At 65.2% G+C, this 20911-nt stretch carries 31 protein-coding genes; 21 read left to right on the top strand and 10 right to left on the bottom strand.

The window, feature by feature from the left end; translation table 11 throughout:
- Positions 1 to 106: 106 nt before the first annotated feature.
- Complete coding sequence (locus BAY15_RS19690; RefSeq protein WP_068848546.1) at positions 107 to 481, top strand: GPO family capsid scaffolding protein; 375 nt, start codon at positions 107 to 109, stop codon at positions 479 to 481.
- Positions 482 to 613: 132 nt separating this feature from the next.
- Here BAY15_RS19690 and BAY15_RS02100 read toward each other — a convergent pair whose 3' ends face one another.
- Entirely contained in the window at positions 614 to 982 is a 369-nt protein-coding gene (locus BAY15_RS02100) for a hypothetical protein (protein ID WP_083214036.1), read from the bottom strand.
- Positions 983 to 1112: 130 nt separating this feature from the next.
- On the opposite strand from BAY15_RS02100, the gene BAY15_RS18730 reads away from it, so the two are divergent.
- From BAY15_RS18730 to BAY15_RS02050, 13 genes are all read left to right on the top strand, one after another.
- A complete protein-coding gene (locus BAY15_RS18730; protein ID WP_083214035.1) occupies positions 1113 to 1370 on the top strand; it encodes a hypothetical protein in 258 nt (85 codons plus the stop codon).
- Entirely contained in the window at positions 1367 to 1708 is a 342-nt protein-coding gene (locus BAY15_RS02095; protein WP_099047377.1) for an ogr/Delta-like zinc finger family protein, read from the top strand. The genes BAY15_RS18730 and BAY15_RS02095 overlap by 4 nt, the downstream gene beginning before the upstream one ends.
- 66 nt (positions 1709 to 1774) lie before the next feature.
- Positions 1775 to 1981, top strand: a complete 207-nt coding sequence (locus BAY15_RS19000; protein WP_099047376.1) for a hypothetical protein — start codon at positions 1775 to 1777, stop codon at positions 1979 to 1981.
- 344 nt (positions 1982 to 2325) lie between these two features.
- Positions 2326 to 2565: a hypothetical protein gene (locus BAY15_RS02090; protein ID WP_068854503.1), complete on the top strand. Its 240-nt coding sequence runs from the start codon at positions 2326 to 2328 to the stop codon at positions 2563 to 2565.
- Positions 2565 to 2858, top strand: a complete 294-nt coding sequence (locus BAY15_RS02085) for a hypothetical protein (RefSeq protein WP_068848542.1) — start codon at positions 2565 to 2567, stop codon at positions 2856 to 2858. The genes BAY15_RS02090 and BAY15_RS02085 overlap by 1 nt, the downstream gene beginning before the upstream one ends.
- Entirely contained in the window at positions 2858 to 3121 is a 264-nt protein-coding gene (locus BAY15_RS02080) for a hypothetical protein (protein WP_068848540.1), read from the top strand. Before BAY15_RS02085 ends, BAY15_RS02080 begins: the two co-directional genes overlap by 1 nt.
- A 122-nt stretch (positions 3122 to 3243) precedes the next feature.
- Positions 3244 to 5946, top strand: coding sequence for a toprim domain-containing protein (locus BAY15_RS02075; RefSeq protein ID WP_068848538.1), 2703 nt, complete (start codon positions 3244 to 3246; stop codon positions 5944 to 5946).
- Positions 5947 to 6030: 84 nt separating this feature from the next.
- Positions 6031 to 6456 (top strand): hypothetical protein, encoded by a 426-nt coding sequence (locus tag BAY15_RS02070; protein ID WP_068848536.1) that lies wholly within the window; start codon positions 6031 to 6033, stop codon positions 6454 to 6456.
- Positions 6449 to 6721: an AAA family ATPase gene (locus BAY15_RS19425; RefSeq protein WP_068848534.1), complete on the top strand. Its 273-nt coding sequence runs from the start codon at positions 6449 to 6451 to the stop codon at positions 6719 to 6721. The genes BAY15_RS02070 and BAY15_RS19425 overlap by 8 nt, the downstream gene beginning before the upstream one ends.
- Positions 6714 to 6890 (top strand): hypothetical protein, encoded by a 177-nt coding sequence (locus BAY15_RS19320; protein ID WP_167693286.1) that lies wholly within the window; start codon positions 6714 to 6716, stop codon positions 6888 to 6890. Before BAY15_RS19425 ends, BAY15_RS19320 begins: the two co-directional genes overlap by 8 nt.
- Positions 6887 to 7117 carry a hypothetical protein gene (locus BAY15_RS02060; RefSeq protein ID WP_068848532.1) on the top strand — a complete coding sequence of 77 codons (231 nt, stop codon included), beginning with the start codon at positions 6887 to 6889 and terminating at the stop codon, positions 7115 to 7117. Before BAY15_RS19320 ends, BAY15_RS02060 begins: the two co-directional genes overlap by 4 nt.
- Complete coding sequence (locus BAY15_RS02055; RefSeq protein ID WP_068848530.1) at positions 7110 to 7895, top strand: hypothetical protein; 786 nt, start codon at positions 7110 to 7112, stop codon at positions 7893 to 7895. The genes BAY15_RS02060 and BAY15_RS02055 overlap by 8 nt, the downstream gene beginning before the upstream one ends.
- A gap of 265 nt (positions 7896 to 8160) precedes the next feature.
- On the top strand, positions 8161 to 8400 hold the full coding sequence (locus BAY15_RS02050; RefSeq protein WP_068848528.1) for a hypothetical protein: 240 nt from the start codon (positions 8161 to 8163) through the stop codon (positions 8398 to 8400).
- Here the strand turns inward: BAY15_RS02050 and BAY15_RS19080 are convergent.
- The gene (locus BAY15_RS19080; protein ID WP_157771669.1) at positions 8395 to 8592 is read right to left on the bottom strand and encodes a hypothetical protein; all 198 of its coding nucleotides are present in this window, start codon (positions 8590 to 8592) and stop codon (positions 8395 to 8397) included. The genes BAY15_RS02050 and BAY15_RS19080 overlap by 6 nt on opposite strands.
- A 56-nt stretch (positions 8593 to 8648) precedes the next feature.
- Between BAY15_RS19080 and BAY15_RS02045 the strand changes: the two genes are divergently transcribed.
- Positions 8649 to 9047, top strand: a complete 399-nt coding sequence (locus tag BAY15_RS02045; RefSeq protein ID WP_068854502.1) for a hypothetical protein — start codon at positions 8649 to 8651, stop codon at positions 9045 to 9047.
- Here BAY15_RS02045 and BAY15_RS19615 read toward each other — a convergent pair.
- Positions 9037 to 9162, bottom strand: coding sequence for a helix-turn-helix domain-containing protein (locus BAY15_RS19615; RefSeq protein ID WP_257784590.1), 126 nt, complete (start codon positions 9160 to 9162; stop codon positions 9037 to 9039). The genes BAY15_RS02045 and BAY15_RS19615 overlap by 11 nt on opposite strands.
- Positions 9163 to 9447: 285 nt before the next feature.
- On the opposite strand from BAY15_RS19615, the gene BAY15_RS02040 reads away from it, so the two are divergent.
- Together BAY15_RS02040 and BAY15_RS02035 are read left to right on the top strand one after the other, a co-directional pair.
- On the top strand, positions 9448 to 9762 hold the full coding sequence (locus BAY15_RS02040; protein ID WP_068848526.1) for a type II toxin-antitoxin system RelE/ParE family toxin: 315 nt from the start codon (positions 9448 to 9450) through the stop codon (positions 9760 to 9762).
- A 3-nt stretch (positions 9763 to 9765) separates the two neighbouring features.
- Positions 9766 to 10062 (top strand): helix-turn-helix domain-containing protein, encoded by a 297-nt coding sequence (locus BAY15_RS02035; RefSeq protein WP_068848524.1) that lies wholly within the window; start codon positions 9766 to 9768, stop codon positions 10060 to 10062.
- Positions 10063 to 10094: 32 nt separating this feature from the next.
- Here the strand turns inward: BAY15_RS02035 and BAY15_RS02030 are convergent, their stop codons facing one another.
- Positions 10095 to 10571, bottom strand: a complete 477-nt coding sequence (locus BAY15_RS02030; protein ID WP_068848522.1) for a hypothetical protein — start codon at positions 10569 to 10571, stop codon at positions 10095 to 10097.
- A 109-nt stretch (positions 10572 to 10680) separates the two neighbouring features.
- Here BAY15_RS02030 and BAY15_RS02025 point away from each other — a divergent pair, with 109 nt between their 5' ends.
- Complete coding sequence (locus BAY15_RS02025; RefSeq protein ID WP_068848520.1) at positions 10681 to 11637, top strand: cation diffusion facilitator family transporter; 957 nt, start codon at positions 10681 to 10683, stop codon at positions 11635 to 11637.
- A gap of 186 nt (positions 11638 to 11823) precedes the next feature.
- Positions 11824 to 12282, top strand: coding sequence for a hypothetical protein (locus BAY15_RS19075; protein WP_157771668.1), 459 nt, complete (start codon positions 11824 to 11826; stop codon positions 12280 to 12282).
- Here the strand turns inward: BAY15_RS19075 and BAY15_RS02020 are convergent.
- Positions 12275 to 13105, bottom strand: coding sequence for an AraC family transcriptional regulator (locus tag BAY15_RS02020; RefSeq protein ID WP_068848518.1), 831 nt, complete (start codon positions 13103 to 13105; stop codon positions 12275 to 12277). The two genes, BAY15_RS19075 and BAY15_RS02020, sit on opposite strands and share 8 nt — an antisense overlap.
- 111 nt (positions 13106 to 13216) lie before the next feature.
- Here BAY15_RS02020 and BAY15_RS02015 point away from each other — a divergent pair, with 111 nt between their 5' ends.
- Entirely contained in the window at positions 13217 to 13642 is a 426-nt protein-coding gene (locus BAY15_RS02015; RefSeq protein ID WP_068848516.1) for an organic hydroperoxide resistance protein, read from the top strand.
- A gap of 163 nt (positions 13643 to 13805) precedes the next feature.
- On the opposite strand, the gene mmsB is transcribed toward BAY15_RS02015, so the two are convergent.
- From mmsB to BAY15_RS01990, 5 genes are read right to left on the bottom strand one after another with little or no spacing between them, the layout of a single operon-like run.
- The gene (gene mmsB, locus BAY15_RS02010; protein WP_068848514.1) at positions 13806 to 14696 is read right to left on the bottom strand and encodes a 3-hydroxyisobutyrate dehydrogenase; all 891 of its coding nucleotides are present in this window, start codon (positions 14694 to 14696) and stop codon (positions 13806 to 13808) included.
- On the bottom strand, positions 14693 to 15868 hold the full coding sequence (locus tag BAY15_RS02005; RefSeq protein ID WP_068848512.1) for an enoyl-CoA hydratase/isomerase family protein: 1176 nt from the start codon (positions 15866 to 15868) through the stop codon (positions 14693 to 14695). The genes mmsB and BAY15_RS02005 overlap by 4 nt, the downstream gene beginning before the upstream one ends.
- Entirely contained in the window at positions 15865 to 16665 is an 801-nt protein-coding gene (locus tag BAY15_RS02000; protein ID WP_068848511.1) for an enoyl-CoA hydratase, read from the bottom strand. The genes BAY15_RS02005 and BAY15_RS02000 overlap by 4 nt, the downstream gene beginning before the upstream one ends.
- Entirely contained in the window at positions 16662 to 17828 is a 1167-nt protein-coding gene (locus BAY15_RS01995) for an acyl-CoA dehydrogenase family protein (protein WP_068848509.1), read from the bottom strand. The genes BAY15_RS02000 and BAY15_RS01995 overlap by 4 nt, the downstream gene beginning before the upstream one ends.
- Before the next feature lie 24 nt (positions 17829 to 17852).
- Positions 17853 to 19358 (bottom strand): CoA-acylating methylmalonate-semialdehyde dehydrogenase, encoded by a 1506-nt coding sequence (locus BAY15_RS01990; RefSeq protein WP_068848506.1) that lies wholly within the window; start codon positions 19356 to 19358, stop codon positions 17853 to 17855.
- Between the two features lie 113 nt (positions 19359 to 19471).
- Between BAY15_RS01990 and BAY15_RS01985 the strand changes: the two genes are divergently transcribed.
- Positions 19472 to 20842, top strand: coding sequence for a helix-turn-helix domain-containing protein (locus BAY15_RS01985; protein WP_068848505.1), 1371 nt, complete (start codon positions 19472 to 19474; stop codon positions 20840 to 20842).
- Positions 20843 to 20911: the final 69 nt, after the last annotated feature.

Here is a 20911-nt window from a genome sequence, read left to right as displayed (position 1 = left end):
TAGATCATGCGCTTACACGCTCTTCGCGTTGCCGCAACATATTCCTCGCCCGAACATGGGTCATCGCATCGACAACCGATGCGCACTGATACCAGCCGAGGGCGAGATGGCCAGCAAGACCGACAAGAAGCGTTCCCAGTTCTTCCGCGTGGCTGTCGAAGGCGCCACCACCGATGGCCGCGTGATCGAGCGCCAGCAGATCGTGGAAATGGCCGAAACCTACGACCCCGAGGTCTATGGCGCCCGGATCTGGGTGGAGCACTACCGCAGCGCGCTGCCGGACAGCCCGTTCCGCGCGTACGGCGATGCCTGCCAGATCGCCACAGCAATGAGTGCAGTGGACAAAGGGCGCCCCGTTTCCGTGGGCGCCCTTCTTGGTTCTTCGATGCAGGCGGCGCGTTGTCGCTCTGCGAGGGGGCACTGCATCTGCACGTCACCCGTGAACACCTGGCCGATCACGGCCCCTTCAAACACGGTTTGACCGCTGCAACCGCACGTCACCGCACCACGCTCCGCACCACCACTGCAACCCATAGTCCTTCACTCTCTATCGCGCGCCACACCGGCGCCACATGCGCGGGTAATAGCGGCCTGAATAGAGCTTGGGGTGAGGCTATGCGTGCGGCTTTTTCGCTGCCTTGGCGCGCTTGACCACGATCTTCTGTCCGCGCAGGTCAACGTCGCCGCTCAACTGCTGGCCAATGGTGGCATTGGGGAAACTCGTGCGAGGCGCGGCGCCGGCGTCTTTGGCCTGGACGTACAGCGCGGCCATCGCCGCGCCCCGCGCGTGCGGTGTCGCTTCTCGCCAGATTTGAAGCAACTCTGCGTCGGCTTCGCTCATGCGCTCGCGCCGTCCGACCAGCAGGTAGGTCACGTCCACGCCAAGTTTGTCGCTTTCCACGAAGTAGGCGCCGCCGGGCAGGTGCGCGTCCTGCTCGAACAGGATCTGGGTCCGCTTGGCCACTCCGCAGGCCGCTGCCATGGCTTCCTGAGTCAGACCCAGTCGCTTCCTTTCTTCCTTCAGCCTTGTACCCACAGACACTTGAAAACCCCCTTGACAGGTGCAGTTAACTTCACCAAGATTCACGCAGCTTTTACACAGGGGAAACGGAATGAAGGCCAAACGGACCGCCAAACCGAAGCTGCGTACACCGGACGAAGCCCGGCAGTGGCTGCGCGATAACGGCGTCACGGTCATCGCTTTTACCAAGCAGAACAATCTCTGCCGGCATGCGGTGAATGACGCCCTGCGCGGTATTGGCAAGGGGAACTATGGGAAGTCCCACGCTGCTGCCGTTGCGCTTGGCATCAAGCCCGACCCCAATTCTTGCACAAATCCCAGCAAACCCGCGCGTAGGAAAAGCCCGTGAGTTCGCCGCTGGGAGGCCGTGCCGTTTTCTCCTGCGAGGCCTGCGGGAGCCGTCTCATCAAGCGCACCAGCTCGCTGGCGCACAAGTTCCTGCGCAACGACGCCTACGTGTGTGAGAACCCTGTCTGTTGTGCCAGCTACAGCGGACATTCCGAGCTGACAGGGATTGCCAGCCCAAGCGGCGTGCCCAGCGCGTTGCCCAGCGAGCTGCCGCCCACGCCGGGCTTCCTGCGCGCCCAGCTGCACCAGGCATGGAAGCAAGACAGGGGATGGAACCAGCTCGACCTGCTGGATGCGGTCGAGGCCGCGACCGAACACGGCGCGCAACCCCACGCCTAAGAGAGGCGTACCGATGTCCTACACAACCAACCCGGCGGCTCGGCCGCCGGTGCAGGAGCACTGCGCGTGACCATTCAGAAAACACACCGCGACGGCTGGGCGACGGCAATGGCCCCCGTGCTTGTTGCGACGCCTGCCAGGGAAAAGCACGTCTCGTTCGCCGAGAAGCAACGCGAGGCCGCTGAGCTGCGGGCGGACGTTGACGCGCACATTGCCGCCGGTGGTGCCTTCGAGGTTCTGGCTGGCTACGCCTCTGCCGTGGTGCGCGCATGAACGCTCACAGCCTGTCGCCCGCTCCCATCAAATCCCATCAAATCCCCTTGACACCTGCCCACGGACGGAGCAACTATTCACACGTCGCCGCCAATTCGGCGACCGGGATTGGTCTCCCGAACGAAATGCGCGCGAAAGCGCCAATGTCACCAGCAGGCGCTTTTTTCGTGCCCGAGCTGCGTGCCGGGCGCGTGTGCCCCCAGCCTTCTTATGGTGGGCGGCGCGGTGGGAGCCTCGGCTCCGCCGGGTTGCGCATATCCCCGGTAGACCAACTCCGCGTCGTCCACCACCCCCGATTGGTCTCGGCGGTGGCGGACTCCTCGACACGATGGAGTATGCGCACCATGAGTAATGACGCCCCAACCGCGTCCAGCGACAGCCCCCTGCGGCAGCTCGCCTTCGTTATCGGATTTATCGCTGACACCACAGAGTGGCGCCACGACGAGTATCAGGCCCTCACCGCCCGACTGCTCGCCAACGGCAAGCCCGTCCTCGCGCTCACGCTGGGCGACGTGCTCGACGCCATCACCGCCACCATTGCAGCGGGGCGCACGCCGCCCACCGACAGCACGGAGGCGCAGTGATGGGCAAGCACCAATCAGCCTCCAACCTCCGCCCGGTCATCGACCTGGCCTCGGCCAGCCCCGGCATCGTCGTCCGCGCGTCGACCGATAAGAACTGCGTGTTCGTCTCCTGCGTACACGCCGAGTCGAATGTAGTTGTGTCCATGGTGGCGGCTTATTCCCATGTGATCCGCCCTGCCGCAGAACATGCCCTGCAGGTTGGCCAATCGATCTTCCTGCTCGCCCACGGCGAAGCCCAGCGCTTCTTCGCATGGCTGCATGGCGACTGCGACAGCGCACCGGGGGTTCACTGATGCCGAACCGAAACAGCCACCTGCCACCCGAGCGCAATCCCGGGCCTCCAACGGCGGCCGATGACAGGGGCGCGCAACTGATCGCCGGTGCCGACTATCAGCGCCTCTGGCGCGCCGCGTTCGCATGCCGGCTCCTTGCAACGATCACGGAAGAGGTGGCCAAGGAACACGGCATCGACCCCAACGATACCGCCGCCGTCGCCGAGTACATCCGCGACGACATGTATCTGATTCTCAGCCGCTCCAAGCCCGCCGACGAATAACTCAGTACCGCTCCGACCCAGCGGCGCGCCAACGCCGCTGGAGCCGGAACACCCTGCTCAGGAGAGAGCCATGTATTACCCCAACACCACCGCGTCATCCGCGGCGAAAGGCTGACCTGGCCATGCAAGAAGACATCCGCCAGCAAGTCCTGCAGCGAGTGGAGCGGGACTATGGCCTGAAGCACCGCAGCAGCACCGACTACATGCGTGGGGGCAAGTGCCCTCACTGCGGCAAGAAGGAGCTGTACACCAGCTATTCCAAGCCGTGGGTGCTGCGCTGTGGCCGACAGGCCAAGTGCGGACAGGAGGTGTTCGTCAAAGACCTCTACGACGACCTGTTTGACGACTACTCCAAGCGCCACGTGCAGACCGAGGCCAAGCCGAACGCTGCGGCCGACGCCTACCTGCAGACGGCGCGGGGGTTCGATCTGCGCCCCCTACAGGGCCTGTATACCCAGGACAACTACTACGACCGGCGGATCTCTGCCGGTACCGCGACCGTGCGCTTCCCGCTGGCCAAAGGTGGCTGGTGGGAGCGTCTAATCGACCGCCCGCACCGGTTCGGTAAGCAGAAGGCCCGCTTTGCGCCGGGGCAGAGCTACGCCGGCGTGTGGTGGGCGGCCCCGGCGGCGCTGTCCGCCATGCGCGACGCCCGCGAAGTATGGATCGTGGAGGGCATCTTCGACGCCATTGCCCACCTCCAGCGCGGCAGCTGCGCGGTATCGGCCATGTCGAGCAACGCCTTCCCGGAAGCCTCGTTGCGCGAGCTGGCGGCGTCACGCCCGGGCAACCTCCCCACCCTGATCTGGGCGCTGGACAATGAGCCCGGCGCACGCACCTATATCCAGCGGCACGCCAAGCGCGCGGAGAAGCTTGGCTTCAAGTGCAAAGCGGCCCAGATCGTCCAGCGCGACGGGAAGAAGACCGACTGGAACGACCTTCACCTGCGCGCACTGGCGGCAGACGACCAGCAGGCCCAATGGGACGCAGACCTGGCCGAGGCCCGCTACCAAGGCGACCTGCTCATGGCACGTACGGCCATGGACAAGGGCCTGATCATCTACGGCCACGACAAGCAGTCGGAGTTCCATCTGGAACACCATTCGCGCCTGTATTGGTTCGAGTTCGACGCATTGCGTTTCGAGAAGCTGTGCCGTGACCGTGCCAGCGACCGTGCCCTCGCCGAGGACGAAGAGCTGGAAGACGAGGAAATCGCCAAGATCCAGCGCGCCTCGGCCTCCGTGCGCCAGATCGCCAACTGCTACCCCGAAGCGCTGTACTTCCAGCGGCATGAAGCCACCGACGAAAGCTGGTACTTCTTCCGCGTGGATTTCCCCCACGACGCGCCCTCGGTCAAGGGCACCTTTACCGGCCCCCAGGTCGCCAGTTCAACCGAGTTCAAGAAGCGCATCATCAGCCTGGCCCAAGGCGCGGTGTTCAGCGGATCGGGCCACCAGCTGGACCGCATGATGGAAGACCAGCTGTTCAACATCAAAACCGTCGATACGGTCGATTTCGTTGGCTACAGCCCTGACCATGGCGCCTACATCTTTGGCGACATCGCGGTCCGCAATGGTGAGATCAGCCTGGCCAACGCCGAGGACTACTTCGAGTTCAGCAAGCTGCGGCTCAAGACCACGCAGAAGTCCATCCGGATGGACATTCAGCGCGACCCAGAAGCCTTCCGCACCGAGTGGATGGAATGGCTGTGGCTGTGCTTTGGCACGCACGGCATGATCGCGCTGATCTTCTGGTTCGGCTCGCTGTTCGCAAACCAGATCCGCAGCGCCCATAAATCCTTCCCCTTCCTCGAAGCCACCGGCGAAGCCGGCGCCGGCAAGACCACGCTGCTGACGTTCCTGTGGAAGCTCCTGGCCCGCAGCGACTACGAAGGCTTTGATCCTGCCAAGTCGTCCAAGGCCGGCCGTGCGCGCGCCATGGGCCAGATTTCGGGCATGCCCGTCGTGCTGCTCGAGGCCGACCGTGACACGCCGGACAAGGCGCATTCAAAGTCGTTCGAGTGGGATGAACTGAAGGACTACTTCGGCGGCGGCACGCTGGCAACGCGTGGCGTGCGCAACGGCGGCAATGACACCTACGAGCCGCCCTTCCGGGGCACCATCGTGATCAGCCAGAACGCAGCCGTGGACGCCAGCGAAGCGATCCTGACCCGTATCGTCAAGCTGCACTTCCGCAAGCCTGTTGTAACCGCTGAGAGCCGCATTGCGGCCGACAACCTCAACGCCCTGCAGGTAGAAGACCTGAGCCACTTCCTGATCAAGGCGGTGCGCTCGGAAGGCCAGGTGCTGGCCAAGTTCAAAGAGCGCGTGAGCTACTTCGAGGCCCGGCTACGCGAAAAAACGGATTTGCGGCTGGAGCGTGTCATCAAGAACCACGCGCAGATGCTGTCGCTGCTCGACTGCCTGCGCCTGGTGATCGACGTGCCCGAACACATGGTGGTGGCCACCCGTGACGCGCTGGTCGCTGCAGCCATGGAACGCCAGATGGCCATCAGCGCGGACCACAAGATCGTCAACGAGTTCTGGGAGACGTACGAGTATCTCGAAGGCCTGAACAACGGCGAGCGCCCAATGCTCAACCACTCGCGCGATCCCAACAAGATCGCAATCAACCTCAACGAGTTCGTGGCGAAGGCCGGCCAGCATGGCCAAGCGGTTCCCGACCTGGTCGACCTCCGCAAGCATCTGCCCGATTCGCGGCGCTACAAGCTCATCAGCGCCAACACGGCGGTCAACAGCAACATCCGCAACACCATGCTCGGCAGCAGCTTCACGGTGAAGTGCTGGGTATTCAAAGCGAAGTAAGGCGACGTGCAACAAAGCGGTCCGGCGGGCGGTGCGCCAACACCACCCCAAGGCCATCTACCAACAGAAGCTCAGGAGAGAGCAATGCAAAAGATGAACGGCGAAGCCGCAACCACCCCCACATCTCCGCTGGATTCCAGCGCCGGACACGGGGCGGAGGCTACCACGGGTGCGGGGAATGTGGGGATTGAAGGGGGAACGGCCGAAGAGTGCAGCGCCACGCTGGTGCTGCATGTCACCCACAACAAGGTGATCGCCACGGCGACCCTGAACATGGGGAGCACCAAGATTGCCCAGCGGGTGTTGGAGCGCCGCAAGGGGAACAGGAGCGGCTGGGTGCTGACCAAGGGCAGCGAAGAGTTTGACCAGGACCGCGACTGGATCTCGGCCGAGCTGGCTGAGCTGGCTGACCGCCTGCCCTTCCCGTTCGAGCTGGCCAACATGCTGCCGGGGCGCAGGGCCTCCACAGGCTCGGTCGCCCAGGCTGCGCAGGAGGTGGCCAATGGCTAAGTCGGTCGTCGTCTACGGGCCGCAGGGGAGCGGGAAGACCCTTCATGGCCGTGCAATCGCCGAGAGCCACGGCCTGAGCCGGGTGATCGACTTGGAAGACGTGCAGCTCATGGGCGAACGCCTGCAACGGCAGGGATTCCTTTACCTGTCCTTCAGCCAGAGCTACGCGGAGCGAGCCGCCGGACTGCTCGGCACCGAGGTCATTCACATTGACCAGGCACTGGCCAGCGTCGGCATCACCAAGGCGGGGGTGGCCCATGGCTGAGCTGCTCCTGATCCTGCTGGCCCCCGCCGCCGGCGGTGCCTTGCTGCACCGCCTCTGGATCAACCGTCCCGCGCCTCGGCGCCACAGTGGCTTGGCGGTCGGGGAGATCCCGCAGCGGCTGCGCCGCCGCCCGCAGATGGCAGTGCGCCGCCTAGGGGGTACCGCGTGAACCTTGACCGTGTGATCAACGTGGCGTTGTATGCCAAGCGCCGAGGCAACACCGGGCCGCTTTCGACAGGCGAAGCCCTGACGGCTGCTCTGGTACTGGATCGGCACGACTGGTTGAAGGAGATGGACTACACCATCGCCCAGGCTCTCGACCGCATCGATCAGGACACCATCCAACACCTGGCCGACGCAGCACGTAGCGTGGCGGAGGGCGTTGATCATGACTAAGCGCCCGATGATTGCGGTGTGGTTTTCCTGCGGGGCAGCCAGTGCGGTTGCAGCGAAGCTGACCATCCAGAGGTACGCGGCGACCCACGAAATTCGCGTGGTGAATAATCCGGTCGTTAACGAGGATCCAGACAACCTTCGCTTCGCGCGCGACGTAGCAGTGTGGCTTGGAGTTGAGATCGAACAAGCCATCAACCCCAAGTTTCCGAGCTGCGATGCGGTCGAGGTGTGGGAACGGGAACGCTACATGGCGGGTGTTGCAGGGGCGCCCTGCACGCGGGCCTTGAAGAAACGCGCACGGCAGGCGTGGGAGCTGGTCAACAAGCCCGATTTCCATGTTCTTGGCTTCACTGCGGAAGAGCGGGGCCGGCATGAGCGGTTCGTGCGCGGCGAGCGAGAGAACGTGCTGCCGGTGCTGATCGACGCCGGGCTGACGAAAGAGGACTGTGCAGCGCTGCTGGTGGGCGAAGGCCTGGCCTTGCCGGCGATCTATCTGCGCGGTTACCCCAACGCCAACTGCATCGGGTGCGTGAAGTCTCAGTCGCCGACGTATTGGAACCACGTGCGAAGGCACGACCCGTTGATTTTCACAGAGCGCGCGGAGCAGTCCCGGCGCCTCGGCGCGCGCCTCGTCAAGGTCAAGGGCGAGCGGATCTTTCTCGACCAGCTGAAGGTAACGGACAAGGGTGGCTCGTTGAAATCGCTCAGTTTCGATTGCGGGATCTTCTGCGAAGAACCGCCTCAGCCGGGCTCTGCGGGAACGGAGGCACGCGCATGACTCAACGTGAGTTCACGCCTCCCCGACCCGTTCCGAAGTGCCCAGAGGGGCACCAGCCGCGCTACATGGTCGATGGGCGCCGTTTGGAGGCAAAGGGCGGACACTTCATTGAATGCCGCTGCGCGCGCACTCCGAAGTGCGCCAGCTTTGACCTGGCATGGGCGCACTGGCACAAGATCCATGGGACCTGGCCGGCCACTGCCCAGCAGCCCAGCCCGATGCCGCTACCCCAGCTGCAGTTGCGGCTCGTAGGAGGTACTAACCGATGAGCGCACCCGGAACCGTGGGCGGAGGGGGGTTCGGCACGTTCTGGCTGCTCTTCGGGCAGTTCGGCGCAACGATGACCTTGGAGCAGCTCCGTGATGTGTACTTTCCCGGGTCCAAGATTAAAACCATGGCGAACAAGCACAGCGCTGGCCTGCTGCCGACCCGTACTGGCGAGGTCTACGACACCCGTGATGTAGCCACCTGGTGGGACACTCAGCGTCGTGCCAAGGCGTCATGAGCCACCACGTAAAAGGCCGCCGTTGGGCGGCCTTACGGTGGGCGACCATCCCTGTGCCAGCCATTCGATCGCGCGCAGCAGGCGCAGGCGGGTGGGCACGGCGTGGCCTGCACCTGCCGGTCGCTCCAGCCTGACCACCCGCTTGCCGACGGTACGCGCCTTGGGCAGGCCGAAGAACCCCTGCACGGTCACCGCATTCCACTTCTGTTGCGGTGGTCAGCAGCGCGGCGCGGGTGCATCATCCGGCGATGCCCCCCGTTACTGCCCACCTGCGCCGCCACCTGGCGCGCTACCTGTTGCTGCTGATGTCGGCCACCACCGCACTGGGCCTGCTGCTCTGGGCCATCGTGCGCACCGAACCGGGCTGCCTGGCCGCGCAAGGCCACTGGTCGTCGGCGGCCGGCCAGTGCCATACGCGTCTGTGCCTGCTGCAGGGCGACTGCGGGCAGCGCGCCGCGCCCATCGCCGGCTGCGCGAAGGTGAAGCGCGGCGACAGCCGCGGGCGCGTGTATTTCCACCTGGGCAATCCGCTGCCCGGTGCCGGCAACGCAGCGCAGTGGCCCGACAGCAAGGCCGGCACCGGCATGATCCACGCGCGCTTCGAGGGCGACCGCCTGGTCAGCCTGGCGTGCCCGGTCACGCCGTAGGGCGTGCGCGCTTCCACTGCAGCGGGCTCATGCCGGTTTCGATGCGGAACATGTAATTGAACGCTGACGCCGACGCGTAGCCCAGCTCGTGGGCGATCTTCGCTGCGTCTGACACCCCTGTGAACCGGCGTCCGTGCCACAGTTGTGCCACGAAACCCGAAACCCTTGGTATATCTAGCTGTCGCTCCAGTCCATCATGGGGGCGACGGAAAGGCGCAGGGAAGCGGCGTAGCGGTCTGCAGGGGTGGCAGGCAGGGTCATGGGTATCGGATCAGGCTGGGAAGTGCTGGGTTTACCAGCGCGATCAATAGTTTACACCGATCGACTGAACGTCACGCCCGACATCCAAAAGCTGAACGTACGTCAATGACGTATGTGCGCCATTGGCGTACCGTGCGTTATGCTCTTCATTGAAACGCCCACCTTTACCCGCGCGATCAAAGGACTGATGCCTGACGACGACTACGCCAGGTTCCAGCTTGAGTTGGCCGCGTCGCCGCTGGTGGGAGATGTAATTGAGGGAACCGGTGGGCTGCGCAAGGTTCGCTTGGGAATCCCAGGACGTGGGAAGCGTGGCGGTGCGAGGGTCATCTACTACTACATCGCCCCTTCGTCCCGGATCATCCTGCTTCTGGTGTACCCAAAGAATGTTCAGGACGCGCTGACCGCAGAACAGAAGATCGCACTCCGATCCATCATTGAGAACTGGAAGTGAGCCATGGACAACACCCTTTTTGCCGAACTGATGGGAAGCGTGGCTGAGGCCGATGAGATCCTGAAGGGTAATCAGGTACCGTCGCGTGAGCTCCATGTCAGCCCCGTGCAAGTGCGCGAGATTCGCCGAGCGACGGGGCTGTCGCAGCAGAAATTCGCGCGCATCATCCACGTGGACGTTGGCACGCTGCGAAACTGGGAACAGGGGCGGCGGGACCCCACGGGTCCGGCACGTGCCCTGCTCCACGTCATCATGAAGAATCCCAAGGAGACGCTTCGGGTGCTGGCGGAGGCGGGTTGATTCCTCGCCCGGTGGCCGGTCATTCTCTTGAATCAGGGGTTTTGCCAATCGCCCGCACGCCGGGTGCCCAATGCGACAAGCTCAATCTGGATGTGCTCGCGGACTCCTCCCCAGCCGTAGACGGCCTCAACGCTACGCGGTGCGCTGGTCGGGTCATGGGCTGTCACCTCCATTACCCGGTCAAGCATCAGCTTGCCGTTGTGCGAAGAACCTCTCCATAGCTCCAGCCGTAGCTTCAACGGAAGCAGCTCGGTGGACTGGTCCGCTTTCATGATGTTTACCCCGAGCGTATAGCCATCCCTCTCACTTGCGCCGATCGATACTTCGGCACGGCCAGCGGTTGGCATCCCCAGGATGGGGGCCATCACTTCCCTTCCGTTTATCGATACCTTGAACGACATGGCCTGGACGTTTTCAGGCATCTCCGATGCCGCTTGAACCGAAACCGGGATCGCGGTGACGGCCACCCACGAAGCAGCTACGAAGATTCCCCTGAACAATGGAAGCATTGAAGTTCACCTTGGATTGCGTGACCAAAGAAGGGCAATCTACTGCCCAAGTCGCCCTTGGCTCTCCAATGGCCGTCACGGATCCCGCTAGGATTTCCCCGAATTCACCATGAGCCTTTTTCACCCTTCCAGCTTCGACAGCACCACCGAACAAGGGGTCCTGCGCCTGTCAATCGCAGGCTCGTTCGGTGTCGCGGCAATCGCCGTCGCCTTCGGCTTGTTCGCCAATTCCTCGCTGATCATCTTTGACGGCATCTATGGCCTGATCGATGTGGTGATGACCTGGCTGTCGCTGTTGGTAGTTCGGTTGATCAGCATGTCCACCAATGTGGATGCGTTGCAGTCCCGCTTGAACCAGCGCTTCACCATGGGCTTCTGGCACCTGGAACCCATCGTGCTCGGTGTCAGCGGCACGCTGATGATTGGCGCTGCCTTGTATGCAGCGGTCAATGCGGTGGACGCATTGATGTCCGGTGGCCGCGAGATCGCGCTGGGGCCTGCCATCGTGTTCGCGGTGATTTCAATCATCATCGAAAGCGGGCTGGCGCTGTTCGTGCGCCGCGCCAACCGCTCGATCGGTTCGGAGTTCATTGCGCTCGACGCGAAGAACTGGGTCGTCGCCGCGAGCATGTCGGCCGCCTACCTGGTCGCCTTCGTCGGCGGCTGGCTGCTGCGCGGCACGGAGTGGGCGTGGCTGGTGCCCTACATCGACCCGGCCATCCTGCTGGTGGTGTGCCTGTTCGTCGTGGTCGCGCCACTCGGCACCGTGCGGCAGGCACTGTCGGACATCCTGCTGATCACCCCGGTGGACCTTCAGGCGCACGTTGACGAGGTTGCACGCGGCATCGTCGCCAAGCACGGGTTCATTGAACACCGCAGCTACGTGGCCAAGGTGGGGCGTGGCGATCAGATTGAACTGTTCTTCGTGGTGCCGGCGAACGACCCGCCACGCCCACTGGTCGAATGGGACCAGCTGCGCGACGAGATTGGTGAGGCGTTGGGCGAGGAATCGACCGACCGATGGCTGACGATCATGTTTACTACTGATCGCGAATGGACGATCTGACGAGCCTGCTTGTGACGCGTGTAGCGGAACATTCATCACGATAGGTTTCATTGAATCAAAGCGCACTGCCGATCTAAACGTTGCATTGGGCTTGAGCGACGCAGCGAATTACGGTTCTCTCAGCCCGCCTCACGGCGGCACGCGCAGCGGGTGTTCCGTTGCGCGTAAACGAAAGGACCTTGATCAATGAAGAATGGAATTCCAACCCTTGTTGCGGCGGCCCTGACGGTTTTCATCGCAGGCACGCCTGCCTCTTCAGCGCATGCGGACACCCGGTCGCCGACCATTGTTGTCGTCAACCAGTCGTGGGAAGCGCACGAAGCGGAAGGCCTCAGGGTGCTTGACTGGGTTGCCGCGCATTCTCCCGACCGAAGCCCAATCGGACGCAATGGACGGGTAACTGTTGAGCAGGTCAAGAAGTTTGCTCGTACACGTCGGTCGAGCTCGGAAACCTCCGCGCCTCCCGGTGGCTTGCCGGACAAGGGTTCACAGGGCGAAGAGTACAACGTGGAAAACACCCTTCCAGACGGAACCACGCAAACGTGGAGCTATCGCTGGACTGAACCATCGACGGGCCACGGCGGACGTTGGGAAATGGTTGGCTACTCCTACCGCAAGGGCGATGATCCCCTCAACGTCAGGTAGTGTGCACGCCCTGCTTCCACTGCCGCGGCGATTGCCCGGTCTGCGACTTGAACGCGCGCGACAGCGCCGCTTCACTGCCGTAGCCGACATCCACCGCGATGCGCTTGAGCGGTTGGCCCTTGCGCAGCGCCTGCTGCACCAGGCGCGTGCGCCAGCCCTGCAGGTAGTGGCCGGGGGTGCTGCCGATGGTGTCGCGGAAGCTGTCGGCAAACGCGCTGCGCGACATGCCGGCGCGCTGCGCGAGCGATTCGAGGGTCCATTCCTGGGCGGGTTCTTCGTGCATGGCCACCAGCGCGTGGCGCAGGCGCGGGTGTGCCATGCCGGCGAGCAGGCCGACGCGTAGCTGGCCGCTTTCCATCAGCGCGCGCAGGATCTGGATCATCACCACTTCGAACAGCCGGTCCAGCAGGGCTTGGCGGCCGCAGCGCTGGGCGAAGGCTTCTTCGAACAGGACCGAGAGGATCGGCTGGCCACCGTAGAGCTCCTGCAGCGGCAGGCAGATCACCGGCGGGAGTGCGGCGGAGACGGGGTTGTTGCCGCCGCCTTCGAACTGGAGGTGGGCGCAGGCGAAATCGGCACCGCTGTCCGGATCGGTGACAAAGCGGTGCGCGAGCGGGCGTGGATATACCAGCACGCTGGGTTCGGTGATCTCGATGACGCTGCCGTCGGCATGCTCGACGCGCACCTGGCCGTCGCGGATCAGGTGCAGCTGGCCGCGCTCGCCGTCGGCGGCCAGGTCGTTGATGCCGCACAACGCGCCAGCGTGGAAGACTTCGGCATTGACCGCAAAGCGGCCGAGCAGGGATTGCAGGCGGTCGACCATTTCGGACTCCAGATCAAGTTTTCTGGACCTTATGTTGCCACACGTCCGCCTTGGAGGCGCACAGTACACCTCACCAACCGGTCCACCCCATTCACAGCCAGGAGCATTCCCATGTCGATTGAAAAGGTTCTCTACACCGCACACGCCACCGCCACCGGCGGCCGCGAAGGCCACGCCACCTCGTCGGACAAGGTGCTGGACGTGCAGCTGTCCACCCCGCGCGAGCTGGGCGGCGCCGGCGGCCCCGGTACCAACCCGGAGCAGCTGTTTGCCGCCGGCTATTCGGCCTGCTTCCTGGGCGCGCTGAAGTACGTCGCCGGGCAGGCCAAGGTCGCGCTGCCGGCCGAGACCAGCATCACGGGCAACGTCGGCATCGGCCAGATCCCGACCGGCTTTGGCATTGAAGTGGAACTGCAGATCAGCGTGCCGGGCCTGCCGCGTGAGCAGGTGGAAGAGCTGGTGCAAAAGGCGCACATCGTGTGCCCGTATTCGAATGCCACCCGCGGCAACATCGATGTGACGCTGACGGTGGTCTGAGGAAGCGTGCCGACCAACGGTCGGCACCTACCTTGGTCAACACGTCGGTGGGTCATGGCCGTTGGTCGTGACAAAAAAATGGGCGGATGCCGGTCGCGTTGACCGTGCATCCGCCCATCCCACCGCGGTGGATCCCGTTTCCGGGATGCATTCATTGTTCCGGTTATTTTTCCGGGGTTACCAGCTGCACTACGCTGGAGAAGTCGAGCTTGCCTCGGCCTGCCTGATGGTTCATCGAGTACAGGTTGCGGGCCAGTTCGCCGAGCGGGATCGAGGCGCCCACGCTCATCGCAGCTTCCACGGCCAAGCCCATGTCCTTGAGCATCAGGTCGCTGCCGAAGCCGCCGCTGTAGCCGCGCGACGCCGGCGCATTTTCCAGCACGCCCGGCCACGGGTTGCAGACTTCGGTGGCCCAGCTGCGGCCGGTGCTGACCGCCATCATCTGCGACAACACCTTCGGGTCCAGGCCATGGGCCACGCCCAGCGCGATCGATTCGCCGGTCACGGCCATGATCACGCCCAGCGCCATGTTGTTGCACAGCTTGGCCACCTGGCCGGCGCCGCTGGCACCCACGTGGAAGATGTTCTTGCCCATCGCCTGCAGAAGCGGGCGCGCGCGTTCGAGCGCATCGCTTTCGCCGCCGACGATGAAGGTGAGGGTGCCGGCCTGGGCACCGGCGGTGCCGCCGGAGACCGGGGCATCCAGCATCTGCAGGCCGCGTGCGGCCGCCGCTTCGGACACCTTGCGCGCGGTGGCAGGCGCGATCGTGCTGCAGTCGATCACCAGCGCGCCGCCGGGGATGTCAGCCAGCAGGCCGTCCTCGCCCAGGTACACGCCTTCGACGTGGCGGCTGGCCGGCAGCATCGAGATGACCACTTCGGCATCGGTCAGCGTGTCCAGCGCGGAGCTGGCGGCGGTGGCACCGGCGTCGACGGCGGCCTGCACGGCGGCCGGCACCAGGTCGAACACGCGCACGGCGTGGCCGGCCTTGGCCAGGTTGGCGGCCATCGGCCCGCCCATGTTGCCCAACCCGATGAATGCAATACGGCTCATGCGTGGCTCCTTTCAGGAACAGTGGCGCCCAGGTCGGCCAGCGGATGCGTGGCGTCGTCCCACGGCGAAGCGAAGAAGGTGTCGGCCCAGCCCACCGTGGCCTCAGCCAGCGTCTGCGGCTGCCAGTGCGGGGTGCGGTCCTTGTCGATCAGCAGCGCGCGGATGCCTTCGGCGAAATCGCCGTGGGCGGCGCAGTGCAGCGCGGCGATGTACTCCAGGCGATAGACATCGGCCAGCGACGCACCGGCGGTGCGCTTCTGCAGTTCCCAGGCCAGGCGCGCCGAACCGGGGGCACCGGCGGCGAGCGTAGCCTGGGCGGTCTGCAGCCACGGGTCTTCGGTCTGCAACGCGGCAATGGCGCTCACCACCTCAGGCACATCGCTACCCTCGCACAGCGTGTCGATCAACGCCGCGTTGCGCAGCAGCGGACCGGTGGCGGCATCGCTGGCGTGCTGCTGCAACAGGGTGCTGAGCTGTTCGTGGTTGCGCTTGGCGTCGGCGCTCCAGTGCACGTCGGCCAGCGCGTTGAATACATCGGCGCGCTGGGCCTCGGCGATATGGATGTCGGCCATGCCGGCATAGATGGCGTCGCCGGCATTGAGCGGCGCGCCGGTCAGGGCCAGGAACAGGCCGGCCTTGCCCGGTACGCGCGGCAGCAACCAGCTGCCACCCACGTCCGGGAACAGGCCCACGGTGATTTCCGGAAACGCCAGTTTGGAGCGCTCGCTCACCACGCGGTGGCTGGCACCGGACATCAGCCCGATACCGCCGCCCATGACAATGCCATGGCCCCAGCACAGGATCGGCTTGGCGTAGGTATGGATGGCGTAGTCGACGCGGTACTCCACGTCGAAGAATTCGGAGGCGTAGTGGTTGTCGCGCACATCGTCCGCGCCGGCATCGCGGTAGGCGCGCATGCTCTGGTACAGGCTGTGCAGGTCGCCACCGGCGCAGAACGCCTTCTCGCCCGCGCCCTGCAGCACCACCAGCGCGATGCCGTCATCGGCAGCCCAGGCGCCCAGGCGCTCGTGCAGGAGGTGCGCCATCGGCAGCGAGAAGCCATTGAGGGTGCGCGATGCATTGAGCGTGGCAATGCCAATGCGGGTGCCGTTGGCGGCAGTGCGCTCTTCGAACAGCACCGGCGCCTCCACGCTGGCCTCGGGCGTGGTCATGCGTTCTTCCACTGCGGTGCGCGCTTTTCCAGGAAGGCGTTGACGCCCTCGCCCTGGTCGGCGCGGTCGAACAGGTCGACGAAGGCCTCGCGCTCGGCGACCAGGGCCGAAGCGTGGCTGATACCACTGCGGGTGGCCTGAACGAGCGTCTTGCAGGCCGCCACGCTGGACGGGCTCTGCTTGCCGGCCTTGTTCGCCCACTCAATGGCCAGCGCCCGGGATTCGCCCTTGCCAACTTTTTCTTCTGCCAGGCCGATTCGCACGGCGGTATCGGCGTCGATGCGTTCGCCCAGCAGGATCATCCGCTTGGCCCAGCCCTCGCCGACCAGGCGGGGCAGGTTCTGGGTGCCACCGGCGCACGGCAGCAGGCCCACGGTGGCCTCCGGCAGCGCAACCTGGGCGTGTTCTTCGATGATGCGCAGGTCGCAGGCAAGCGCGCATTCCAACCCGCCGCCCATGGCGTAACCGTTGATGGCGGCAATCGAAACGCCACGGAAACCGGACAGTGCTTCAAACGCTTCACCGAAACGGCGCGCAGCCTCACGGGCCAGCGCCTTGTCGCCGGAGGCGAACTGCTTGAGATCGGCGCCGGCCGAGAAGAACTTCTCGCCGCCACCGGTGATCACCAGTGCGTAGATGCTGGTGTCAGCGTTGAGCGCACCGACCAGATCGCGCAGCGCCGACAGGCTGTGCACGGTCCACGTATGCGCCGGAGGGTTGTCCAGGGTCACCACGGCGGTGTGGCCGTCGGCCTCGACCTTCAGGCCCACGTGTTCCTGCTTGCGCCAATCCATCATCGCAGTTCCTCATCGGTGTTGAGCAAGTGGCGGGCCACGATCACACGCATGATCTCGTTGGTGCCCTCCAGGATCTGATGAACGCGGCTGTCGCGCAGCAGGCGTTCGATCGGGTATTCACGAATATAGCCGTAGCCACCGTGGATCTGCAGCGCGTCATTGCAGACCTGGAAACCGGCGTCGGTGGCGAAGCGCTTGGCCATCGCGCACCACACGTTGGCATCGCTGGCACCGGCGTCGAGCTTGCGCGCGGCGGTGTGCACCATCTGCCGCGCGGCCACCAGCTGGGTGACCATGTCGGCCAGCTTGAACTGCAGCGCCTGGAAATCGGCCAACGGCTTGCCGAACTGGCGGCGCTCGCCCATGTAGCGGCGCGCGGCATCCAGCGCGCCCTGCGCGGCGCCCAGCGAGCAGGCGGCGATGTTGATGCGGCCGCCGTCCAGGCCCTTCATGGCCAGCTTGAAGCCACTGCCCTCTTCGCCCAGCAGGTTGCCCACCGGCACGCGCACGTTTTCGAACGTGATGCCGCGGGTGGGCTGGCTGTTCCAGCCCATCTTCTCTTCCTTGCGGCCGTAGCTGATGCCGGCCAGGTCGGCCGGCACGGCCAGCGCGCTGATACCACTGGCACCGGGACCGCCGGTACGTGCCATCACCACCAGCAGCTCGGTGGCACCGGCGCCCGAGATGAACGCCTTGGCGCCATTGAGCACGTAATGGTCGCCATCACGCACGGCACTGGTCTTCAGCGAGGCCGCGTCCGACCCGGCACCCGGTTCGGTCAGGCAGTACGAGGCCAGCTTGCTGCCCGAAGACAGCGCCTGGCCCCACTCGGCGCGCAGCGCTTCCTGGCCCCAGCTGCTGACCATCCACGAGGCCATGTTGTGGATGCTGATATAGGCCGCCGTGGAAGGATCCACGTTGGCGAGCTCCTCGATGACGACGGCGGCGTCCAGACGGCTCAGGCCGCTTCCACCGACTTCAGGATCCATGTACAAGCCACAGAACCCGAGTTCCCCTGCCTTGGCGATCGCCTCGCGCGGAAAGATGCCCTCCGCATCCCATCGCGCGGCGTGCGGCGCCAGTTCGGCCTGGGCGAAATCACGCGCGGCTTCTCTATAGGCCTGCTGCGCTTCTTCGAGTTCCGTCGTCATCGAGTTGCTCATGAACACTCCGTGCCTTGCAGGCGCTTACTTCAGGCTGATGGTGGTGTTGACGCCGTGACCCAGGGTCTCGTCGTCGAACCAGCGCGCGGTGATGGTCTTGGTCTGGGTGTAGAACATCACCACCTGCTTGCCGTACGGGCCCAGGTCGCCGAGCTTGGACGCGCGCGAACCGGTGAACGAGAACAGCGGCACCGGCACCGGGATCGGCACGTTGATGCCCACCTGGCCGACGTCGATTTCTTCCTGGAAGCGACGGGCCGCCGCGCCGGACTGGGTGAACAGCGCGGTGCCGTTGCCGTTGGGGTTGCTGTTGATCAGCTCGATGGCGTCATCCAGCGTTTCCGCTTCCAGGATGACCAGCACCGGCCCGAAGATTTCTTCGTCGTACACGCGCATGCCCGGCTTGACGCCGTCGAAGATGGTCGGGCCCACGAAGTTGCCCTTCTCGAAACCGTCCACCTGCGGGTTGCGGCCGTCGAGCACCAGCTTGGCGCCCTGCTCCACGCCCGAGGCGATCAGCGCTTCTACGCGCTCGCGGGCGGCGCAGGAAATCACCGGGCCCACATCCGTACCGGCCACGCTGCCGGCGCTGACCTTGAGGGTCTTGGCCTTGGCCACCAGGTCCGGCACCCACTCGCGCGCTTCACCAACCAGCACCAGGGTGGAGGCGGCCATGCAGCGCTGCCCGGCCGCGCCGAAGGCGGCACCGACCATGGCGTTGAGGCTCTGTTCCTTGTTGGCGTCCGGCAACACCACGGCGTGGTTCTTGGCGCCCATCATGCACTGCACGCGCTTGCCGGCCAGCGAGGCGCGGTTGTACACGTGGGTGCCGACGCGGGTGGAGCCCACGAAGGACACGGCCTTGATGTCCGGGTGGTCGCAGATCGCGTTGACCACTTCTTCGCCGCCGTGCACGACGTTGAGCACGCCCTTGGGGATGCCCGCTTCCAGCGCCAGTTCTACCAGGCGCATGGTCACCATCGGGTCCTGTTCGGACGGCTTGAGGATGAAGGTGTTGCCGGTGGCAATGGCCATCGGGAACATCCACAGCGGGATCATCGCCGGGAAGTTGAACGGGGTGATGCCGGCGCACACGCCCAGCGGCTGCAGCAGGGTGTAGGTGTCCACGCCATTGGCCACGTTGTTGGCCAGCTCGCCCAGCTGCAGGTTGCCGATGGCGGCGGCGTGCTCGACCACTTCCAGGCCGCGGAACACATCGCCTTCGGCGTCGGGCACGGTCTTGCCCTGCTCGGCGCTGAGGATGTGGGCCAGTTCGCTCATGTGCTCGCGGATCAGCTGCTGGTACTTCAGGAAGATGCGCGCGCGGGTGCCGATCGGGGTCTTGCGCCAGGTCTTGAAGGCTTCCTTGGCCGAGGCCACAGCGGCGCCCACTTCGCCCACGGTGGCGAACGGCACCTGGGCCAGGACGTCCTGGGTGGCCGGATTGACCACGTTCTGCCAGTGCGAGCTGGCCGATTCAACGAACTGGCCATCGATCAACATGCGGATACGGGGCGCTGCAACAGTCATGGCAATACCGGCGGGATGCGAAAGGTGATTGGCATTATTCACAGGTCACCTCTCGATTTCCGGCCTGTCTGCGCTTAATCTGGCCAACGCCCGCTACGATTTCTGTTAATTCTGTGAATAGCCAGCTCCCCCATCGCCAGATCGGCCTGCGCCTGCTCAAGCTGCGCGAGCAGCGCGGCTACAGCCAGGCCGACCTCGCACGGGCACTGGGGCTGTCGGCCAGCTACCTGAACCAGATCGAGCGCAACAAGCGCCCCCTGACCCCGGCCGTGCAGGGCAAACTGCGCGAGGTGTTGGGCGACGTTACCGACCTGTTCGACGTCGATGAGCCCGGCGCGCTGCAGGAAGCGCTGGGCGAGACCCTGCGCGACCTGGGCTTGGACGAGGTCAGCAGCACCGAGCTGCGCGCCATGGCCGGCAACCTGCCCCAGATCAGCCGGGCCCTGCTCGACCTGCACCGCCGCCACCTGCTGCTGCGCGAACACGCCGCCGCGCTGGAGTTCCAGCTGGGCGACCCGCAGGCCGGGCATTCGCTGCCGGCCGGCGACCAGGTGCGGGACTTCTTCAACCGCATGCACAACCACATTCCCGAACTGGACGACCTGGCCGAGCACCTGTTCGGCGAATGGGGGCTGGTGGCCGGGCACGTAGCGCCGCGCCTGCGCCAGCTGCTGGCCGACCGCCACGGCGTGCTGGTGGAAGTGGGGCCGCTGCAGGCCGGGCGCGAGAAGCGCGTGTACGACGGCGGCAGCCGCACGCTGTGGCTGCCCGATTACCTGGAACCGGGCCAGCAGGCGTTCCAGATGGCGGCCGAGCTGGCCCTGCTTGGATATGCGGCGCAGATCGATGCGGTGATCGCGCGCGCGGGCTTCCGCGAACCAGAGCAGATCGCACAGGCGCGAATCGGCATGTCCAACTACTTCGCCGGCGCGCTGGTGATGCCGTATGCGCAATTCCTGCGTGCGGCCGAACACTGCGCTTACGACATCGATGCGCTGGCGCACCGTTTCGGGGTGGGCTTTGAAGCGGTCTGCCACCGGCTGAGCACGCTGGCCCGACGCAGTGCGCCCGGGCTGCCGTTCTTCTTCATCCGGGTGGACCGCGCCGGCAACGTGTCCAAGCGGCACTCGGCCACTGATTTCCACTTCTCGCAGGTGGGCGGCTCGTGTCCGCTGTGGATCGTGTACGAGGCCTTCAACCAGCCCGGGCGGGTGCTGACCCAGACCGCACGCATGCCCGACGGGCGCCGCCACTTCTGGCTGGCACGGCAGGTCAGCAGCGGCCCGATTGGTCATGGCCAGCCGCGCAAGACGTTTGCGGTCGCGCTGGGGTGCGACCTGCAGCACGCCGAGCGGCTGATCTATTCGCGCGGGCTGGATATCCAGAGCCCGGGCAATTCGGTGTCCATCGGCCCGGGTTGCCGGGTCTGCCCGCGCGAGGACTGCATGCAGCGCGCGTTCGCGCAGCTGCCGGGGCGCGCGTGACCGGGTCCCGGTAGCGCCGGCCGTCGGCCGGCCGTCGGGATGCCGCAACGTTCATGAGGGCCGGCCAAC

The sequence above is a fragment of the Stenotrophomonas rhizophila genome, from assembly GCF_001704155.1.
Lineage (GTDB): Bacteria > Pseudomonadota > Gammaproteobacteria > Xanthomonadales > Xanthomonadaceae > Stenotrophomonas > Stenotrophomonas rhizophila_A.
This window is presented reverse-complemented; position numbering and strand designations above follow the sequence as displayed.

What these genes read in the sequence shown, in the direction of transcription:
- BAY15_RS01990 (WP_068848506.1), bottom strand. Translation starts at nt 19,358, where the DNA reads ATGACTGTTGCAGCGCCCCGTATCCGCATGTTGATCGATGGCCAGTTC.
- BAY15_RS02100 (WP_083214036.1), bottom strand. Translation starts at nt 982, where the DNA reads ATGGCAGCGGCCTGCGGAGTGGCCAAGCGGACCCAGATCCTGTTCGAG.
- BAY15_RS02000 (WP_068848511.1), bottom strand. Translation starts at nt 16,665, where the DNA reads ATGATGGATTGGCGCAAGCAGGAACACGTGGGCCTGAAGGTCGAGGCC.
- BAY15_RS02050 (WP_068848528.1), top strand. Translation starts at nt 8,161, where the DNA reads ATGAGCGCACCCGGAACCGTGGGCGGAGGGGGGTTCGGCACGTTCTGG.
- BAY15_RS02040 (WP_068848526.1), top strand. Translation starts at nt 9,448, where the DNA reads ATGCTCTTCATTGAAACGCCCACCTTTACCCGCGCGATCAAAGGACTG.
- BAY15_RS02020 (WP_068848518.1), bottom strand. Translation starts at nt 13,105, where the DNA reads ATGGTCGACCGCCTGCAATCCCTGCTCGGCCGCTTTGCGGTCAATGCC.
- BAY15_RS02070 (WP_068848536.1), top strand. Translation starts at nt 6,031, where the DNA reads ATGCAAAAGATGAACGGCGAAGCCGCAACCACCCCCACATCTCCGCTG.
- BAY15_RS19320 (WP_167693286.1), top strand. Translation starts at nt 6,714, where the DNA reads ATGGCTGAGCTGCTCCTGATCCTGCTGGCCCCCGCCGCCGGCGGTGCC.
- BAY15_RS19690 (WP_068848546.1), top strand. Translation starts at nt 107, where the DNA reads ATGGCCAGCAAGACCGACAAGAAGCGTTCCCAGTTCTTCCGCGTGGCT.
- BAY15_RS02025 (WP_068848520.1), top strand. Translation starts at nt 10,681, where the DNA reads ATGAGCCTTTTTCACCCTTCCAGCTTCGACAGCACCACCGAACAAGGG.
- mmsB (WP_068848514.1), bottom strand. Translation starts at nt 14,696, where the DNA reads ATGAGCCGTATTGCATTCATCGGGTTGGGCAACATGGGCGGGCCGATG.
- BAY15_RS02090 (WP_068854503.1), top strand. Translation starts at nt 2,326, where the DNA reads ATGAGTAATGACGCCCCAACCGCGTCCAGCGACAGCCCCCTGCGGCAG.
- BAY15_RS02035 (WP_068848524.1), top strand. Translation starts at nt 9,766, where the DNA reads ATGGACAACACCCTTTTTGCCGAACTGATGGGAAGCGTGGCTGAGGCC.
- BAY15_RS02080 (WP_068848540.1), top strand. Translation starts at nt 2,858, where the DNA reads ATGCCGAACCGAAACAGCCACCTGCCACCCGAGCGCAATCCCGGGCCT.
- BAY15_RS02015 (WP_068848516.1), top strand. Translation starts at nt 13,217, where the DNA reads ATGTCGATTGAAAAGGTTCTCTACACCGCACACGCCACCGCCACCGGC.
- BAY15_RS02085 (WP_068848542.1), top strand. Translation starts at nt 2,565, where the DNA reads ATGGGCAAGCACCAATCAGCCTCCAACCTCCGCCCGGTCATCGACCTG.
- BAY15_RS02045 (WP_068854502.1), top strand. Translation starts at nt 8,649, where the DNA reads ATGCCCCCCGTTACTGCCCACCTGCGCCGCCACCTGGCGCGCTACCTG.
- BAY15_RS01995 (WP_068848509.1), bottom strand. Translation starts at nt 17,828, where the DNA reads ATGAGCAACTCGATGACGACGGAACTCGAAGAAGCGCAGCAGGCCTAT.
- BAY15_RS02030 (WP_068848522.1), bottom strand. Translation starts at nt 10,571, where the DNA reads ATGCTTCCATTGTTCAGGGGAATCTTCGTAGCTGCTTCGTGGGTGGCC.
- BAY15_RS19425 (WP_068848534.1), top strand. Translation starts at nt 6,449, where the DNA reads ATGGCTAAGTCGGTCGTCGTCTACGGGCCGCAGGGGAGCGGGAAGACC.
- BAY15_RS18730 (WP_083214035.1), top strand. Translation starts at nt 1,113, where the DNA reads ATGAAGGCCAAACGGACCGCCAAACCGAAGCTGCGTACACCGGACGAA.
- BAY15_RS02005 (WP_068848512.1), bottom strand. Translation starts at nt 15,868, where the DNA reads ATGACCACGCCCGAGGCCAGCGTGGAGGCGCCGGTGCTGTTCGAAGAG.
- BAY15_RS02075 (WP_068848538.1), top strand. Translation starts at nt 3,244, where the DNA reads ATGCAAGAAGACATCCGCCAGCAAGTCCTGCAGCGAGTGGAGCGGGAC.
- BAY15_RS19075 (WP_157771668.1), top strand. Translation starts at nt 11,824, where the DNA reads ATGAAGAATGGAATTCCAACCCTTGTTGCGGCGGCCCTGACGGTTTTC.
- BAY15_RS02055 (WP_068848530.1), top strand. Translation starts at nt 7,110, where the DNA reads ATGACTAAGCGCCCGATGATTGCGGTGTGGTTTTCCTGCGGGGCAGCC.